Consider the following 16,470-nt stretch of genomic DNA (forward strand, 5'->3'; position numbering starts at 1 on the left):
CCCGCATCAGAATCTGGTGCGGGTTTTTAATGTATCAATTAGAAATTAAAATTAAGCCTTGTGAAAACATAACGTCCGTTCATTCCGAACTGTGATGTAGATCTGGTATATACGAACTGATCGTTATTAGAAGATACCGGAAGGTTTCTGGAAGGATAAACATCAAATACATTGTTAGCCCCCAATGTCAAGCTAATATTTTTGCTGAATCCATAAGCTACAGAAAGATCTGTAATCACTCTGTCGGACATAATCTGGTGAGTATCCGGTTGTACAATTATATCTGCACCTGTAACTTTACCATAATAAGTATTTCTTACATACACATCTAACTTACCAAATTGTAAAGTATGTGCAAGACTGGCTTTTACTCTTGGAACAGCTTCTTCCAGATAAACTCTGGATTTTTCAGAAAAATATACATTATCCAAACCTGCATTATGCAATAAGTCTGACGAATGAATATCTCCTACTCTTTTTGTTTTATTCAGGTTAATGGCAAAATCATTCTTAAGAGAAAAACCAGCTGTTTTATAATTATGACTGATTACAACATCTACCCCGCGGGTTTCTGTATCTATGGCATTAGCAAAGAACTGTGCTCCGTCAACACCTAAAGCATTCATTGTATTGTTAACTTCTTGTTGTGCTGGTGTAAGATTTGCCCCTTTAAATTTGGAGAATAAATCTGTAAGTACAATTCTGTTTTTTACTTTAATCCAATAACCATCAGCTGTAATGTTCAGGTTTAAAGCCGGAATTTTATAAGTAAATCCGGCACTGATTGATTGAGAAGTTTCCTGCTTTAACTTTGGTATTCCAAAACCTCTTGCTATTTGTGAATCATTACTGAAAGTTCCTACTTCCTGAATCTCCCCAACTGGATTTCCAGGTATTGTAACATATAAGCTGGATGTTGTATTATAATAAATCTGATGAATGGACGGTGCCCGGAATCCTGTAGATCCTGCAAATCTAAAATTAAGATCCTTTGTTAATTTTATACGGGAAGCTAATTTGAAATTAACTGTATTTCCAAAATCTGAATAATTTTCATAACGCACAGCTCCGTCTACCAATAGCCAATTGGTAAAGTTAACTTCTGCATCTGCATAAGCCGCATAAGAATTACGATTTTTACTTACTGCATTCACACTTCTGTATCCGCTAAATACTTGTGATCCTCCAGGCAATGCGTTACCAAAAAAATCTGTTGGTCTTAGTTGATTTACATAGTCTGTAACAGGATTTCCATTAATATCGTATGTAAGATAAGAAACTGGTTCTCCTTCATTTATTTTAAAACTTTCATGTCTTTGTTCACCTCCAAAAGCAAAGTTTAGTCCGTCAAAAACATCAAACTTTTTACTGAAGTCCAGGTTAATGGTATTTTGTAAAAACCTAAGTCCCCCTGCTTTAAATTTACTTGGAGAATTAAATCTTAAACTGGTATTTCCTGTATTACTGATAGTATAATCAAAAGAGTTTTGTCCAAAAGTATTACTGAAATCCACATTCCAACCATCCCATGTACCTTTCACACCTGCAGAAAGTGATACATCCTGTATATCTGTATTAATCTTAGGTAAATAACCATCTAAATATAATCCTGTAAATGTCCTGGATTGATTTGGCTTTCTGAAGAAACCTCCAGAAGTTCCGTATCTATAGCCATAGCCACCGAATGTATATACTTTCCATGTGTCACTTAATGGGATTTCGGCATTCACAAAAATCTGATTATTATTCAGTTTGGACTGTCCAACCCACATATTAAAATCACGTCTTTCCTGTCCTCTATAAGCCAATTCCTGATCGGTATAATTAGCTCCCAACAGCCCCTGAAGTGTCGAAATATTACTAGCATTTTGAATTTGTTGCTGGTAGGCATTATCAAAATAATTTACTTTTTGTGCATACTGTTTTATAACTCCAATCAATTGTTGTTGTTGCTGGTTACTAAGCTGATCCATACGCGTGAAATATGAGGAAAGATTCACACCTCCTTCAGCAGCTCTCTTTTCGATCGCATTATAGGCATTGTATATATTACCGCTTTCAACTCCTGCTCTGAAGGTAGGATTACGGTATTGGGAAGAAAAAGTAACATTAACAAACCCTCCTTTTTTACCTACTTTAGCACCATAATTAAGGTCTACCTGAATCTGATCTCCATCCCAGTTACCTGTATGATTCTTGGCTGCATCTGTTAAATATCCACCATAACTGACTTGCCCTGTAAGTTTCCCCGTATCTCTTTTTAACTGTAGGTTCATAACGCCGGCAATAGCATCGGATCCGTATTGTGCAGAAGCACCATCACGCAATACCTCTATTCTGCTTAAAGCAAAAGAAGGAATAGCATTAAGGTCTGTTCCTACGGTCCCTCTTCCGGGTGAACCATTTACATTGATTAAAGCTGAAGTATGCCGTCTCTTACCGTTTACCAATACTAAAACCTGATCTGGTCCTAAACCTCTTAACTGCGCAGGATCCAAGTGGTCTGTACCGTCTGCATTGGTTTGCACTGTAGATGTAAAAGATGGTGCTACAGCATTAAGAATCTGATTAATATTGGTTTGTGGTAATACTAAAGAAGCTTCTTTAAGATTGAAAACATCCACCGGAACCGGGCTATCTGCCTTAGAACGCCCTCCGGAACGCGAACCTACAATAACAACCTCGTCTATGCTTTTATCTTTAAGGCTGTCCTTTTTTGTTTCCTGTCCGTATACCTGCCCAAAACCTGCAAAAAATAGAACAGAAGCTGTAAGTACAACTCTGGATTTCTTTTCAGTCAAAATGTTTTTCTTTATCATATTCTAATATTTTTCGATTAAAAAACCTCATTAGTAAAGCTAATGAGGCATTGCATTATATCTTTACTTATTTTCCCTTTCGGCTGAATGTAACACCTTACCTTTCGGCAGGTTGTCAAGACTTCATAGGTTCAGTTCCCTCCGTCTTTCTTAATAAGCTATTAATTCTGTGAAATAATTTCGGTACAAAGATATAAAAAATCTAAAATACTACAAATCTGATAGGAGTTATTTTATTCTTTTATTTTTGACTTAAACTTTGACTGAAATTTATCCCATTCATCTCTTGTCTTTATCGTTTTATAAGCTTCTGTAGAAATAAGGCTCAGATAGGGTTCCATTTCTTTCGGAGTAAAGAACCCCATAAGATTGGTAATCTGCATATAATCTTCATCCATAAAAACTGTAGATGGGTAAGAGTATATATTCATGAACCTTGCAAACTCATGCTGTACTCCCCTGCCAGGTGTTTTCTTAAAATTAGGATTGTCAAAATCTCTTCCGTTAAAAAAAAGTTTTTCTTTTCCTTCAGCATTAAATTTTACCGGATAAAAGTTATCATTGATAAATTTAGAGATAATCGGGTTTGTATAAGTCTGATTATCCATCATTTTACAAGGCCCACACCAGTCTGCATAAAAGTCAATTAAAATCTTCTTAGGCTTCTTTTTCATAGCTTCCATAGCATCAGTCATAGTCATCCATTTAACCTGACTATATCCAAAGCTTATAAAAAGTATGCTGAAAAATAAAATTATTCTCTTCATCTTATTCAAATTTAGGCATTGTTATGAATATATTAACGCACTTCCTGCATTAATTTTTTCACCACAGGCGATATCAAAATCAATACCACTCCGGCTATTAATGCATAGATACCCAACATTTTATAACCCTCTGTATAAGCAATAAGTTTTGAAGCAAGTGTTCCGCCGGTATTTGCAGCCGACATTTCAGCACCGATTTTCCCAGCAAAAAACTGCCCGAATGCGCTTGCCAAAAACCACATTCCCATCATCATTCCAAATAATCTCTTAGGAGATAGTTTCGTGATAATAGACATTCCTATTGGTCCTAAACATAGTTCACCCAGTGTAATAACCAACCATGTGAATGTAAATAAGTTTAATGATGACTTGCCTGCATCATTTGCGAAAAACCGTAATGAATAAAACAAGAAGAAACCACCTGCTAAAAATAAAAACCCAATTCCGAATTTAATTATCGTATTCGGTTCTAGTTTTTTCTTTGCCAGCCATACCCAAAGCAAACCGACAATTGGGCTAAAAATAATAATGAAGAATGAGTTCGCACTGTTATTAATAATGTTAGGATCAATATGGAAGAACATTAAATTGCTCACCAGATTATCCTTTGCAAACAAGGAAAGTGAACCTCCACTTTGCTCATAAATTGCATTGAAAATTAAGTACATTACAATGAAAACAAATGCTGCTATTACTTTCTTGCGATATGCATTATTAAGTTTTGTAAGTTCGAAACCAAGGTAAACCAGTGACACAATACCAATCCCATACATAAAATAGTCGGTAAAATTACTATTATGAATTAGTATATAAATAATAGGCAGCATTATAATTGCACCTACAATAACCATTAGTTCTTTACGAACTCTAACTTCTTTTTTATTTTCCAATAAAGGGGAATTCCCAATCGGTTCAATCGATTTTTTGATAACAAAATACGTCACCAAACCAATAATCATTACAATTGCTGCTGCAAGAAAGCACAAACTCCATGAATAATATTTCCCCAAGTAAACACATAGTGCCCCTCCTAAAAGACCACCAATATTAATCCCGGCATAAAACATTCCGTAACCTGCATCCCTTCTTACATCATCTTCCTTATAAAGCTCCCCTACCATTGAGGAAATATTAGGCTTGAAAAAACCAGTACCAATAATAGAACATGTAATCCCAAAATAAAATAAATCATGAGGATTATAGGCAATAATTAAATTCCCTATAGCCATAATAATTCCACCAAAAACCAAGGACTTTTTAAATCCTAAAATCTTATCCGCAAAAATTCCTCCAATAAAAGTGAATGCATAAATAAATGCCTGAATTGCCCCATATTTAAGGTTGGCATCCTTTTCAAAAAGACCAAGCTGATCGGTCATAAAAATTACCAAAACGCCACGCATTCCGTAGAAACAAAAACGCTCCCACATTTCTATTGTAAAAAGATACCATAACTGTTTCGGATATTTGCCTTTAAAATCCTGAATTTGCTCTAATGTTAAACTCATTAACCATACATATTTAATTAATCTCCGTGAAGTTGTTTTTTGATAAAAAACAATCTGACCAAATTACGAAAAAACCTCTGAGCAATCAGAGGTTTTTATAATTATCTTCTAGTGAATAGGTCTAATTTTATTTTATACCATTCATCATTTTCTTTAAAAGAGGTGATATTAAAGCTAATACTACAGATGCAATACCACATAGTACAACAAATACCATAAAGAATTCAAATAAGTTATGAATCTCAAATCCGGCAAAAGTATGATTCTCTAAAGGAATCTGATTTTTCGTTAACAAATCTGTCTGCTCTGCTGTAAGCGCAACCTTCTTGTCTAAAACATCCTGAAGATTAACCCCCAATTCCTGAGCTTTTTTAAATTTATCTCCCGTAGCCGGAAGGATAGATCCTAAAATCCCTGCTAGAGCGTAACCGGCAGCGTTAGAGATAAAGAATACCCCGTATAATAATGAAGCAAATCTCTTAGGTGCTAATTTACCTACTAATGAAAGTCCGATAGGAGATAAGCAAAGCTCACCACAAGTCTGGATAAAATATAGTAATATTAACCACTTAATAGCCAGTAATCCTGAACTACCAAGATCTTTTACATTATGTGCAATAATAAAGTAAGACAATGCAATCAGTGCAAGTCCAAATGCTTGTTTTAACGGAGAAACCGGCTCCTTACCTGCAGCTCTTAATTTATCCCATAATAAACTAAAAGGCACCGCTAAAAGAACCACAAATATTCCGTTAAAGATCTGCACCATAGATGCAGGCATCTGCCATCCGAATAAGAACGTTCTGTCTGTCTGATTGGAAGCTATAAAGGTTAGTGATGAACCTGCCTGCTCGAATGCAGCCCAGAAGAAAATAATAAAGAACGAAATAATATAAATTACTAAGATTCTCTGTGTCTCTACTTTTGTAAGGGTTTTATCCAATAAAATAAGAACGGCAAGCGATATCCCCGATGCATAAATAATAGGATAAATAATACCTTTTACTAGTGTTCCGATTTCGAAGCTGCTAAAGAAGATTTCATCTACCAAAAGGTATCTGAATCCAAAGAACAATGCAACTAAAAGTACAAGAAATACAGCCAAAGATGAACCAGTAAACTTAGCTTGCTCTACAACCTCACCTTCTGCAGTATTTTTAGAAGGTACACCGCCAATTGGCTTTCCTTCAGGTGTAACAACATATTTGTTTTTAAGAATAAAGAACAATACAGTTCCCAAGATCATAGCAATACCTGCCATTAAATATCCCCACTTGAATGCAAATACATCCTGTTTTCCATTCACAACAACATCTGCAAACATTGGTACAAAATACTGGCTTAAAAGTGCCCCGATGTTGATACCCATGTAGAAAATAGTAAATGCTGAATCTAGTTTAGTCTTCTCTTGTGGCGGGTATAAACTTCCCACCATAGAAGAAATATTCGGTTTAAAGAATCCGTTTCCGAATATAATGACAAGTAGCCCTAACCAGAATACGCTCTTGGAAGATTCTATACCTGTATCGAAAATACAAGCACTATAGAACAAAAGTAACTGTCCTATAGCCATTAAAGATCCTCCTAAGATGATACAATTCCTGTTACCTAAATACTTATCTGAAATAAATCCACCTAAAAGTGGTGTTAAATAGCAAAGTGCCAAGAAACCTCCATAAATGATCGAGGCATTCGATTCACCAAGCATAAGGGCATGAACCATGAAAAGCGTAAGAATAGCACGCATTCCGTAGAAGTTAAAACGTTCCCACATTTCTGTGCCGAACAATACCCATAAACCTTTTGGATGTCTCGACTGAGATTGAACTGTCTCCATATTTTATTTAATGTTAACTTTTGTTAAGATGAGCAAATATAGTTTTTTTTAGTATGTAAGCCGGAATAATATTCAATATTACACCTTGTTGTAACATATTTTCAGTTAATTATATTCCAAAAAAAACTATAAAAAAAGAAAAACCATCCTATGTATCGGATGGTTTTTATCCGGACAACTTTTAGTTTAGTCCTTTCTCTTTCATTACTTTATTTAAGAATTTCAGCATTAATAAGCCTATGAAGAAGGCAAAAATTAACAATCCAAAATTCACTAAGAAATAGTATTCTTTATTCTCATAGTTGTACCATGTACTTGCCAAAATACCGGAAAGCTTGTTACCTACGGAGTTAGCCAGGAAGAATCCTCCCATCATTAACGCTGTAATCCTTGGTGGTGAAAGCTTGGATACCACGGATAATCCCATTGGTGAAAGACATAACTCTCCTACTGTTACTACACCATAGCTGGCAACCAGCCATAAAGCAGAAACTTTTACGGCACCATTACTTCCGACGTAGGCCGCTCCTACCATTACCAGACAGGACAATGCTGTAATAAACAGTCCCAGTACAATCTTGGTTGGTGTAGAAGGCTCTTTCTTCTTTCGTCGTAATAAAGTCCAAAATCCTACAACAACAGGTGTCAATACAATTACCCAGAAAGGATTAATGGACTGGAATAGCTCTGTATTGTAGAGATAGACATTCTTATTTTCTCCCGATTCCAGTTCTGCGCGTTTTTCAGGAGTGATATTCTTGAAATAAACATCCTTTCCTTGTTCCTTTAAAGTCTTACCATCTGCATCTTTCTGTGCACGGAACTGGTCGTCATATGCTGTAACTTCTTTCGTTTCATAACTTTTAGTTTCAACCAGATATATATTTTCCAATGGTTTTTCAACTGCTGCCGGAACTGTTCTGTCCGTATAATAGTTAGCCCAACGAGTAAGTGCTGTACCATTCTGTTTGAAAATCGCCCAGAAGAACATAGAAACAAGGAAAATAAGCAACAACGCTCCAATAGGTCTCTTTTCATCCGACTTCGCTTTGAAGTATAATGAAATATAAAAATAAATTACGGGTATACATGCGAAGATAAATGCATCGGTATTATCACTTCCGAAGATATTCCCCGGGATTACCCAACCAATAACTCCGGCAACAATTGCAGGAACAAATACTTTAATCAGTACATCGGAAATTTTGGTATCCCCTTTTTCTGCAGGTTTCATTTCAGTTGCATGACGGATATGTCTTCTTCCTAAACTGAATATAACCAAACCTAATAACATTCCTACACCAGCTGTAATGAAGGCTTCTCCCCATCCGAATTTATTCCGCATAAAGGCAGCAATAATATTACAGATAAATGCCCCTATATTAATCCCCATATAGAAGATATTATAACCCGAGTCTTTATTTGCTTTATAAGGCTCCTCGCTATAAAGGTTCCCCAATACAGTAGAAATTGTTGGCTTAAAGAATCCATTCCCAACAATAATTAATGCAAGAGAAGTATAGAAAAGTCCAGGTTCTTTGAAAAGTCCCAGACCTATATATCCGGCAGCCATTAATATCCCGCCCAGATAAATAGATTTAATATATCCTAAAACACGGTCTGCAAGGAAACCTCCCAGAAACGGCGTAAGATAAGTTAATGCAATATAAGTCCCGAAAATGTCATCTGCCATTTTATCAGGGAATCCCAATCCTCCTTTCGGACCTTCCGGATCAATCATATACAATACGAAAATTCCAAGGATCAGGTAATAACCAAAACGTTCCCACATTTCGGTAAAAAATAAGTAGGGTAAGCCTTTAGGATGCTTGCTCTTCATTCTTTTAATTTTTAGTTTACAGTAAATATTTACATTGAATAGTGTACAGTATACAGTTGGCAATGTATTGTTTCCAAATCATAGTATACTGTAAGATCATGTAGAATATATTCTATACCTTACAGTACACCTATTTTGTACTTTTAAAGATTTTCCAGAATATAATTGGTCATCTTTTCATACAATTGCGGACGTGTATTACCTCCGGAAATTCCATGGTTCTTATCCGGATAAGCCATGAAATCGAATTGCTTCTTATTCTGAATCAATGCCTCGGAGAACTCCATAGAATTCTGGAAATGTACATTATCATCAGCCGTACCATGAATTAATAAGAACTTACCTTTTAATAGTTTTGCATATGTTGTAGGAGAATTCAGGTCATAACCATCTTTATTCTCCTGTGGTGTCTGTAAGAATCTCTCGGTATAAACACTGTCATAAAATCTCCAGTTGGTTACCGGTGCTACAGCAATACCCATTTTGAAAACATCGGCACCTTTAGTCATCGCCAATGAAGCCATGTAGCCTCCAAAGCTCCATCCAAAGATTCCGATTCTGGATTTGTCTACATAAGACTGATTACCTAACCATTTCGCAGCAGTAATCTGATCTTCTATTTCGTATTTACCAAGATTTTTATAAGTAACTTTTTTGTATTTGGTTCCACGGAAACCAGTTCCTCTACCATCCACACAAACTACAATATAGCCTTTTTGTGCCAGCATATCGAACCAGATACCATTTCCGCCATCCCAACTGTTGGATACCTGCTGAGAGCCAGGTCCTGAATATTGGAACATGAATACAGGATATTTTTTAGCAGGGTTGAAATCTTTGGGCTTAATTACCCATGCATTCATTTGATCTCCTGCCGTATTTGGTATTGATATAAATTCCTTATTCAGGAAGTTATCTCCTTTTAACTTACCTAGTAAGTCGTTGTTGTTTTGTAATTCTTTTACATCTTTCCCGTTAGCATCTTTTAGTACATAGCTGGTCGGAACTTTCGCTGTAGAAGAAGTATTGATGAAATAATTAAATGTTTTGCTGAATGCAGCACTGTTATTCCCTTCTGCATTGGAAAGTAATTGTGTTTTCCCTGTATTAATATTTAATTTGGAAACCACCTTGTTTATACTTCCCTTTTCAGTTGTCTGAATATAAGCCTCTTTTGTTTTTGGATTATAACCATAATAGTTTATAATTTCCCAGTCTCCTTTAGACACTTGCTTTTTTAGCTTACCATTGGTATCATACCAGTAAAGATGTCTGTGTCCGTCTCTCTCAGAAGCCCAAAGGAATGAATTGTCATCCAAAAACTCCATAGTAAGATGATCTGTTTCTATCCAGGCATTATCTGTTTCTGTAAACAATTTACTAACAGATGCAGTCTTTGTATTTACCTTCAATAAATCTACCTTGTTCTGGTGTCTGTTAGAGGTTGCTACAACGATTTCGTCATTAGCATTCGTTTGGAATATCTGCGGAATATAATAATTCTCGAAACTGCCCAAGTTCAGCTGTGAAGTTTTCTCTGCAGACAACTGGTATAAATGAGCCGTTACAACAGAGTTTTCCTCTCCTGCTTTCGGATATTTATAAGTCATCATCTTTGGATACAGATTCTGATAATAGATTGGAATATTAATTTCCGGCACCTTACGCTCATCGAATCTTACAAAAATTATAGCATCTCCGGCTTTATTCCATTGGTAGTAATCCGGATGTCCGAATTCCTCTTCATATACCCAGTCTCCTAAACCGTTAATAATTTCATTTTTCTTACCATCAGTAGTAATTTGGGTAATTTTACCACTATCCAGATCCTGATAGTAAAGGTTATTATCTGCAATAAAAGCTACCTTGCTTCCATCCGGAGAAAATTTTGGTTCTTGTACCCAGTTTCCGTTATTAAGGCTTACTACCTTACCGGATTTCAAATCTTTAACATCAAATTTCCCAAGGAATGAATGTCTGTAAATAGGTTCACTGCTTTTTTGCAATAATATTTTAGATTCATCATTAGAGAAAGTATAACCTTCAAAACGTCCATCTACAATATTCTTTTCCTTCTGAGAGGTTTTATAAGAATATTTGGCAATTCCCGCAGGTTCAATTGTTGCATAATTCTCTCCGTCATTTAGTGACGCTATTCCTGTAATACCTTTTGCACGGTAATATCCGGAATAGATTTTGTCCAGAGTAATTTCCTGCGCCGACACCCCATGAAAGGCAACAACCGCAATACTTAGCAAACCAAAAAACTTCTTCTTCATATTATTTATTGATTTTTTTAACTAAAAGTCCGTAAATATAAGCTTTTTAGTAAATATGCTAAAACACTGAATAAAGCTCTTTTAAACATTAGTATAATCACAAAATATGATAAGAATAATTGCTTTGTTTTTAACAAAAAAATATATTTGTAAACAAAGACTTTACTAACCATGAAAAAAATTATTCTATCACTCTTACTATGCTCTTCTCTGGGAGCTGCCGCTCAGGGCTATATTCCACCCAAAGAGCCGGAAGTACAGCAGAAACTAAAACAATGGCAGGACAAAAAATTTGGTATTATTATCCATTGGGGACTTTACAGCATTCCCGGAATTGTGGAATCTTTGTTCTGAAGAAGAAGATTGGATTCCCCGCCCCAAAAACATTAATTATGATGATTATAAAAAATGGTACTGGGGACTCAGCAAACAGTTTAATCCGGTAAAATTTAATCCGGAAGCATGGGCAAAAATGGCCAAAGATGCAGGTATGCAATATGTCGTATTTTCCACCAAACATCATGATGGTTTCAATATGTTCGATACCAAGCAAACCGACTTTAAAATAACAAATCCGGAAGTTCCGTTTTCTAAAAATCCAAAAAGCAATATTGCCAAAGAAGTATTTAATGCTTTCAGAAAAGAAGGATTATGGGTTGGTGCTTATTTCTCTAAGCCTGACTGGCATTCGGAAAACTACTGGTGGCCATACTATGCTACCTCCAACAGAAATAACAATTATAGTATAGACAAAAATCCCGAACGTTGGGACGCTTTTAAAAAATATACGTACAACCAGTTAGAAGAATTAGCTTCTCAATATGGTAAGCTCGATTTATTCTGGCTGGATGGTGGCTGGGTAAGACCTTCTAATCCGGAAAAGTTTAAAGGTGACAAAATTTATAAAGGCAGTCAGGACATCGATATGGATAAAATAGCAGGTATGCTTCGTGGATATCAGAAAGATCTTATTATAGTTGACCGGTCAGTACATGGCATTTACGAAAACTACACAACACCCGAAAGAGAAATTCCGGAAAAGCCATTGAACTATCCATGGGAAGCATGCGATCCTTTGGGAGATAATTGGGGATATGTACCCAACGATCCTATGAAATCGACAAATAAGGTGATCCATACATTGGCTGAGATTATTTCCAAAGGTGGCAATTACCTTTTAGGAATTGGTCCGGACGGAAATGGTGAATTTGATCCAAGAGTAACCAAAACATTAAAGGAAATTGGTGACTGGATGAAAACTAATGGAGAAGCTGTTTATGGTACGAAACCTGTTGCACCTTATGCTGATGGTAACTTCCGATTTACTCAAAAAGGAAATAGTGTTTACGCTTTCTATCTTGTTCCGGAAAATAATACGCAACTGCCTCCAAATTTACAATTCTCTTTTCCTAAGAAGTTTAAGAAGATTTCTGTATTGGGAAGTAGCAAAGCTGTAAAGTTTGAACAGCAGGCTAATAATATCAGTATCCCAACTTCCGATATCAAGCAACAGCCACATGCTGTAGTTTTCAAAATGGAATAAATTTAAAGCCCTGTCAAGGTTTAAAACCTTGACAGGGCTTTTTATAATATAAGGATCAATCCTTAGCTGTATTAATAAAGTAAAGTTTATTCTAATACTCTTCGACTACGCTCAGAGTGACAGCAGATTATAAACTACGTAGATTCGTTATTTTTTACTTACCCGGTGATATTTGTACCTCGCACTTCTAACTTCTAACTTCTAACTTCGTCCTTAGAAAAGGTATTCCACAACTCCAAACCACAGAAGTATAGAGAAGAATCCTACTACAATACTAATCCCAATAATCAGGTTGGTGAGTTTTGTATTCAGTTTAAATTGTTCGGCAATAATACTGGATGATATTAGTGTAGGCATTGCAGATTCCAGAATACTTACTTTCGCTACATTCCCTTTTATCCCGAAAAGTAATGCCAATCCAAGCACCACAGCCGGAGCTAATAACAATTTATAAAACATTGAGGTAGAAATCTGCGGAATAAGCTTTCTCCAGCCGTTAAACTTCAGCTGCAGACCTACTGAAAACAGGGCCAACGGACCTACAGTAGCAGCCAGTTTATCAAAGAATGGTTCTACAGGTGCAAGATCTACTACCTGCGAAAGAACTAGAGCACTGATGCAACCTAAAAATGGTGGAAAAGTAAATAAGCGTTTAAGTATAAATTTAGCACTGATGGTTCCAGATGAATTTCCGCCTCTTAAAGCAGCTATAATTCCTAATGTAGAAAGTGCCAAAAACATAGTCTGATCACAAATAATGGCAATACTCAGCAAACCTTCACCGTATAAAGCACTGATTAATGGAAAACCAATGAAAGAAGTATTGCTATACCCGCTTGCCAATTCCAGTGTACTTCTTGATCTGGCCGAATAGCCTTTTTTCTTACTGTACAACAACATAAAAAACCAGCTGCCTATAGCAATAAGAAAGGTAGAAATAATAGGAAATAACATTTCCTGTGACCACTGAACTTTTGGAAGATATTTAAAAGAAACCGCCGGCAGGGCAATATAAAGAATCCAGGTATTGATTCCTTTATGTGCATCGGGATGAATGGACTTAGTGGCTTTAAAAATCATCCCCGCTACAATACAAACCACAATCAGCACAAAATTAATCATCACGTATTTTTAAAGTGCAAAGGTACTTCAGTCAATTGTATAATTTCCAAAAACAGTATCGATTTTTTATAAAAAACACATTACCTATTTCAATCATTTTTTTGCTTCATTTTTCAACTTTCTGAAACATAAGGCCTCATAGGTATTGCCGAAATATTCTTCCGGATTTATTAAACAATATTTGGGAAAAACACCAGAAAAAAAGCCTCACATATCTACATGATATGTGAGGCTTTTTATAAAAATTCTTATTCTATTTCTGAGTATCCCAAAGACTCATTATGTCAATCTTCTCCAATGGCTTACTAAGGCTAATTCTTTTCTTAGTATTTGGCATCAGATCAAAGAAATTATCACTAAAATGAGTATCTCCCATCAGGTAAATATCTTTTGCCAGAACATCTGTGGAAACCTCAATCTCTGTAGCAGAAATCCTTTTAACAAGCAGGTTAGGCTTTGTCAGTTTCAGATCTTTAGGATATACAAAGTAGAAATTACTCTCCGCTAACACACGATTGTTTTCATCTTTCAACGTATAATGCATTACTACCTGATCCTGAATTCCTTTAGCAACTAAATCTGCAATTTTTAAAGGATGATATTCTATAATAGAATTTGCATTAAGTTTTTGATCGGTCTCATCAAATTGCTCAACAATTTCACCATTTAATTTCTGAATAGAAACAGATAGTCTTACAGATTTAAAATCTTTAAGTCCGTCATTAATTACACGGGTTTTCAGTACTCCGTCTTTATTTTCTACAGCAATTAATTGTTGCTCAAAACTTCTCTTCGCCTGATAATGTGCCGCTTTCCAGTTTCCGAGATAATCAATCGACGACCATGATACTACAGGCCAACAGTCATTAATCTGCCAGTATAACGATCCCATATTGTAAGGCATAGAGCGGCGGTGAGCCTCTATAGCTACCTGCATAGCACGTGCCTGTAGCAGCTGAGACAGATAGTTGTATTTTACAAGATCCGTTTGCAATGTATAGTATCTTGTCATATACCCATCAATAATCTGCCAGCCTCTTGCGTGTTTTTCATGTGCCTTGATTACAGAATTTTGAAGATTAAGGTCTGCTTTACCAGAAAACATTGACTTTACAGCCTCCATACTCGGCATTCCCTGTACGCCATACTCAGAAGCAAAACGCGGCACCTTCTCTTCATACATCTCGAAAGGCTGCTCGCCCCACCATACGCCCCAGTAATGAGAATCTCCTTCGGTAAGACTTTCTTTGTGCCCCCAGCCTATAGATGGTGAACTCGGCCAGTAGGTATTGTTATCGGGAGTTAATGTTTCTTTCAGTGCCTGTGGAATTGCTTCATGAAAAACTTTACGATAATCTTTCCATACCTGTAGAGAATCTTCTTTGGTATATTTAAACTGCTTCTGATAACCCCAGTTTACTATAGCTTCATCTACTTCGTTGTTCCCGCACCATAAAGCAATCGATGGATGATTTTGCAGGCGTCTTACCTGGTATTTAACTTCTTCCTTTACATTTTCCACAAAGGCATCATCCGATGGATAGAAACTTCCGGCAAACATAAAATCCTGCCATACCAGTATTCCGTTTTCATCACAGGCTTTGTAGAAGGCCTCATCTTCATAGGTTCCTCCACCCCAGATACGGATCATATTCATGTTTGCATCCTTAGCATCCTGTATCAGTTTATAGTACTTCTGTTTGGTTATTCTCGGCAGGAAGCTATCAGATGGAATCCAGTTAGTTCCTTTAGCATAAAGCGGCTTTCCGTTCACCAAAAAATAGAAGGATTTTCCCTTAGCATCTTTTTCCTGAACAAGCTTTACTGTACGGAATCCATGTCGCAGACTTTCTTCATCCAGTTTTTTAGATTGCTGGGTTAATACAACTTTAAAATCATACAACTCTGGTTTCCCCCAACCGTTTGGCTGCCATAATTTTGGATTCTTAACTTCGTAGGGTACAGAAATTTTATTCATTCCTTTCTGTAATGTAAAAGCTTTCGGAGCCAGATTGTTTACAGCTACCTGATAGTTTCCGGATTTATCTGCTATAACTTCTATATTAAAAGACAATTGCCCCTTGGCTGTAGTTAAAGACTTTTGCTCCAGTTGGATATTACTTATTTTAGCATTATTCCAAAAATTAAGCTTTACATCTTTCCATATACCTGCTGTTACCAGCCGTGGTCCCCAATCCCATCCAAACTGGTACTGCGCTTTACGGACCATACTTCTTGGACTTTCGGGTAGTTTGAATGGTACTTTTTCAGCCAGTTTATTCCCTACATTTACACTGGATTTAAATTTTATCTGTAAAACATTATCTCCCTTCACCAATATATTTTTTACAGGAACAATCCACTGACGGAACATATTATTGGTCTGCTGAAGCGGTCTTCCATTCAGGTAGATTTCGGCAAAAGTATCCAGGCCATCGAATATCAATTCTGCCTGATCATTTTTAAGTTCAACATCAGAAACTTTGAAAGTAGTCTGGTAATCCCAATCTTCGGTTTCTACCCATTGGACTTTCTTTTCATTTTCATCCAGATACGGATCCGGAATTTTATTATTTGCCATAAGATCGGTATGCACAGTTCCGGGTACCGAGGCACTAAGCCAGTTAGCTTCTTTTGCATTTTTGAACTTCCAGCTCTCTCCGGAAAGACTCCTTGTAGTCTCCTGTCCAAATCCTTTTGACATCAATCCCAATGTCATTAACAAGTAAATACGCTTCATAATTGACGGATGAAG

General features: G+C 36.3%; 10 protein-coding genes and 1 riboswitch. Of the genes, 2 read left to right on the plus strand and 8 right to left on the minus strand.

Annotated elements, in window-relative coordinates; translation table 11 throughout:
• Positions 1-38: 38 nt before the first annotated feature.
• The 6 genes from ATE49_RS01120 to ATE49_RS01145 all read right to left on the minus strand — a co-directional run bounded on the left by ATE49_RS01120 (position 39) and on the right by ATE49_RS01145 (position 11,050).
• The gene (locus ATE49_RS01120) at positions 39-2,819 is read right to left on the minus strand and encodes a TonB-dependent receptor plug domain-containing protein (protein ID WP_081278393.1); all 2,781 of its coding nucleotides are present in this window, start codon (positions 2,817-2,819) and stop codon (positions 39-41) included.
• A gap of 64 nt (positions 2,820-2,883) precedes the next feature.
• Positions 2,884-2,979, minus strand: a riboswitch (SAM riboswitch).
• Positions 2,980-3,052: 73 nt separating this feature from the next.
• Positions 3,053-3,586 (minus strand): thioredoxin family protein, encoded by a 534-nt coding sequence (locus ATE49_RS01125; RefSeq protein ID WP_057267743.1) that lies wholly within the window; start codon positions 3,584-3,586, stop codon positions 3,053-3,055.
• A gap of 32 nt (positions 3,587-3,618) precedes the next feature.
• Entirely contained in the window at positions 3,619-5,094 is a 1,476-nt protein-coding gene (locus tag ATE49_RS01130) for a peptide MFS transporter (RefSeq protein WP_065080754.1), read from the minus strand.
• A gap of 127 nt (positions 5,095-5,221) precedes the next feature.
• Entirely contained in the window at positions 5,222-6,931 is a 1,710-nt protein-coding gene (locus tag ATE49_RS01135) for a peptide MFS transporter (RefSeq protein WP_065080755.1), read from the minus strand.
• Between the two features lie 181 nt (positions 6,932-7,112).
• Positions 7,113-8,771, minus strand: coding sequence for a peptide MFS transporter (locus ATE49_RS01140; protein ID WP_059344012.1), 1,659 nt, complete (start codon positions 8,769-8,771; stop codon positions 7,113-7,115).
• Between the two features lie 143 nt (positions 8,772-8,914).
• Positions 8,915-11,050: a S9 family peptidase gene (locus ATE49_RS01145; protein ID WP_065080756.1), complete on the minus strand. Its 2,136-nt coding sequence runs from the start codon at positions 11,048-11,050 to the stop codon at positions 8,915-8,917.
• 171 nt (positions 11,051-11,221) lie between these two features.
• Here ATE49_RS01145 and ATE49_RS20435 point away from each other — a divergent pair, with 171 nt between their 5' ends.
• Both ATE49_RS20435 and ATE49_RS01150 read left to right on the plus strand, forming a co-directional pair.
• Positions 11,222-11,404, plus strand: coding sequence for an alpha-L-fucosidase (locus ATE49_RS20435; protein ID WP_221407058.1), 183 nt, complete (start codon positions 11,222-11,224; stop codon positions 11,402-11,404).
• Positions 11,343-12,593, plus strand: coding sequence for an alpha-L-fucosidase (locus ATE49_RS01150; protein WP_260255532.1), 1,251 nt, complete (start codon positions 11,343-11,345; stop codon positions 12,591-12,593). The genes ATE49_RS20435 and ATE49_RS01150 overlap by 62 nt, the downstream gene beginning before the upstream one ends.
• Before the next feature lie 213 nt (positions 12,594-12,806).
• On the opposite strand, the gene ATE49_RS01155 is transcribed toward ATE49_RS01150, so the two are convergent.
• Both ATE49_RS01155 and ATE49_RS01160 read right to left on the minus strand, forming a co-directional pair.
• Complete coding sequence (locus tag ATE49_RS01155) at positions 12,807-13,715, minus strand: AEC family transporter (RefSeq protein ID WP_059154738.1); 909 nt, start codon at positions 13,713-13,715, stop codon at positions 12,807-12,809.
• Positions 13,716-13,968: 253 nt separating this feature from the next.
• Positions 13,969-16,455 carry a beta-mannosidase gene (locus ATE49_RS01160; RefSeq protein ID WP_233174391.1) on the minus strand — a complete coding sequence of 829 codons (2,487 nt, stop codon included), beginning with the start codon at positions 16,453-16,455 and terminating at the stop codon, positions 13,969-13,971.
• Between the last annotated feature and the right edge of the window lie 15 nt (positions 16,456-16,470).

It is taken from the genome of Elizabethkingia miricola (assembly GCF_001675285.1).
Classification (GTDB): domain Bacteria; phylum Bacteroidota; class Bacteroidia; order Flavobacteriales; family Weeksellaceae; genus Elizabethkingia; species Elizabethkingia miricola.

Coding starts and splice junctions, on each gene's coding strand:
- ATE49_RS01145 (WP_065080756.1), bottom strand. CDS start 11,050: ATGAAGAAGAAGTTTTTTGGTTTGCTAAGTATTGCGGTTGTTGCCTTT.
- ATE49_RS01160 (WP_233174391.1), bottom strand. CDS start 16,455: ATGAAGCGTATTTACTTGTTAATGACATTGGGATTGATGTCAAAAGGA.
- ATE49_RS01140 (WP_059344012.1), bottom strand. CDS start 8,771: ATGAAGAGCAAGCATCCTAAAGGCTTACCCTACTTATTTTTTACCGAA.
- ATE49_RS01120 (WP_081278393.1), bottom strand. CDS start 2,819: ATGATAAAGAAAAACATTTTGACTGAAAAGAAATCCAGAGTTGTACTT.
- ATE49_RS01125 (WP_057267743.1), bottom strand. CDS start 3,586: ATGAAGAGAATAATTTTATTTTTCAGCATACTTTTTATAAGCTTTGGA.
- ATE49_RS20435 (WP_221407058.1), top strand. CDS start 11,222: ATGAAAAAAATTATTCTATCACTCTTACTATGCTCTTCTCTGGGAGCT.
- ATE49_RS01130 (WP_065080754.1), bottom strand. CDS start 5,094: ATGAGTTTAACATTAGAGCAAATTCAGGATTTTAAAGGCAAATATCCG.
- ATE49_RS01155 (WP_059154738.1), bottom strand. CDS start 13,715: ATGATTAATTTTGTGCTGATTGTGGTTTGTATTGTAGCGGGGATGATT.
- ATE49_RS01135 (WP_065080755.1), bottom strand. CDS start 6,931: ATGGAGACAGTTCAATCTCAGTCGAGACATCCAAAAGGTTTATGGGTA.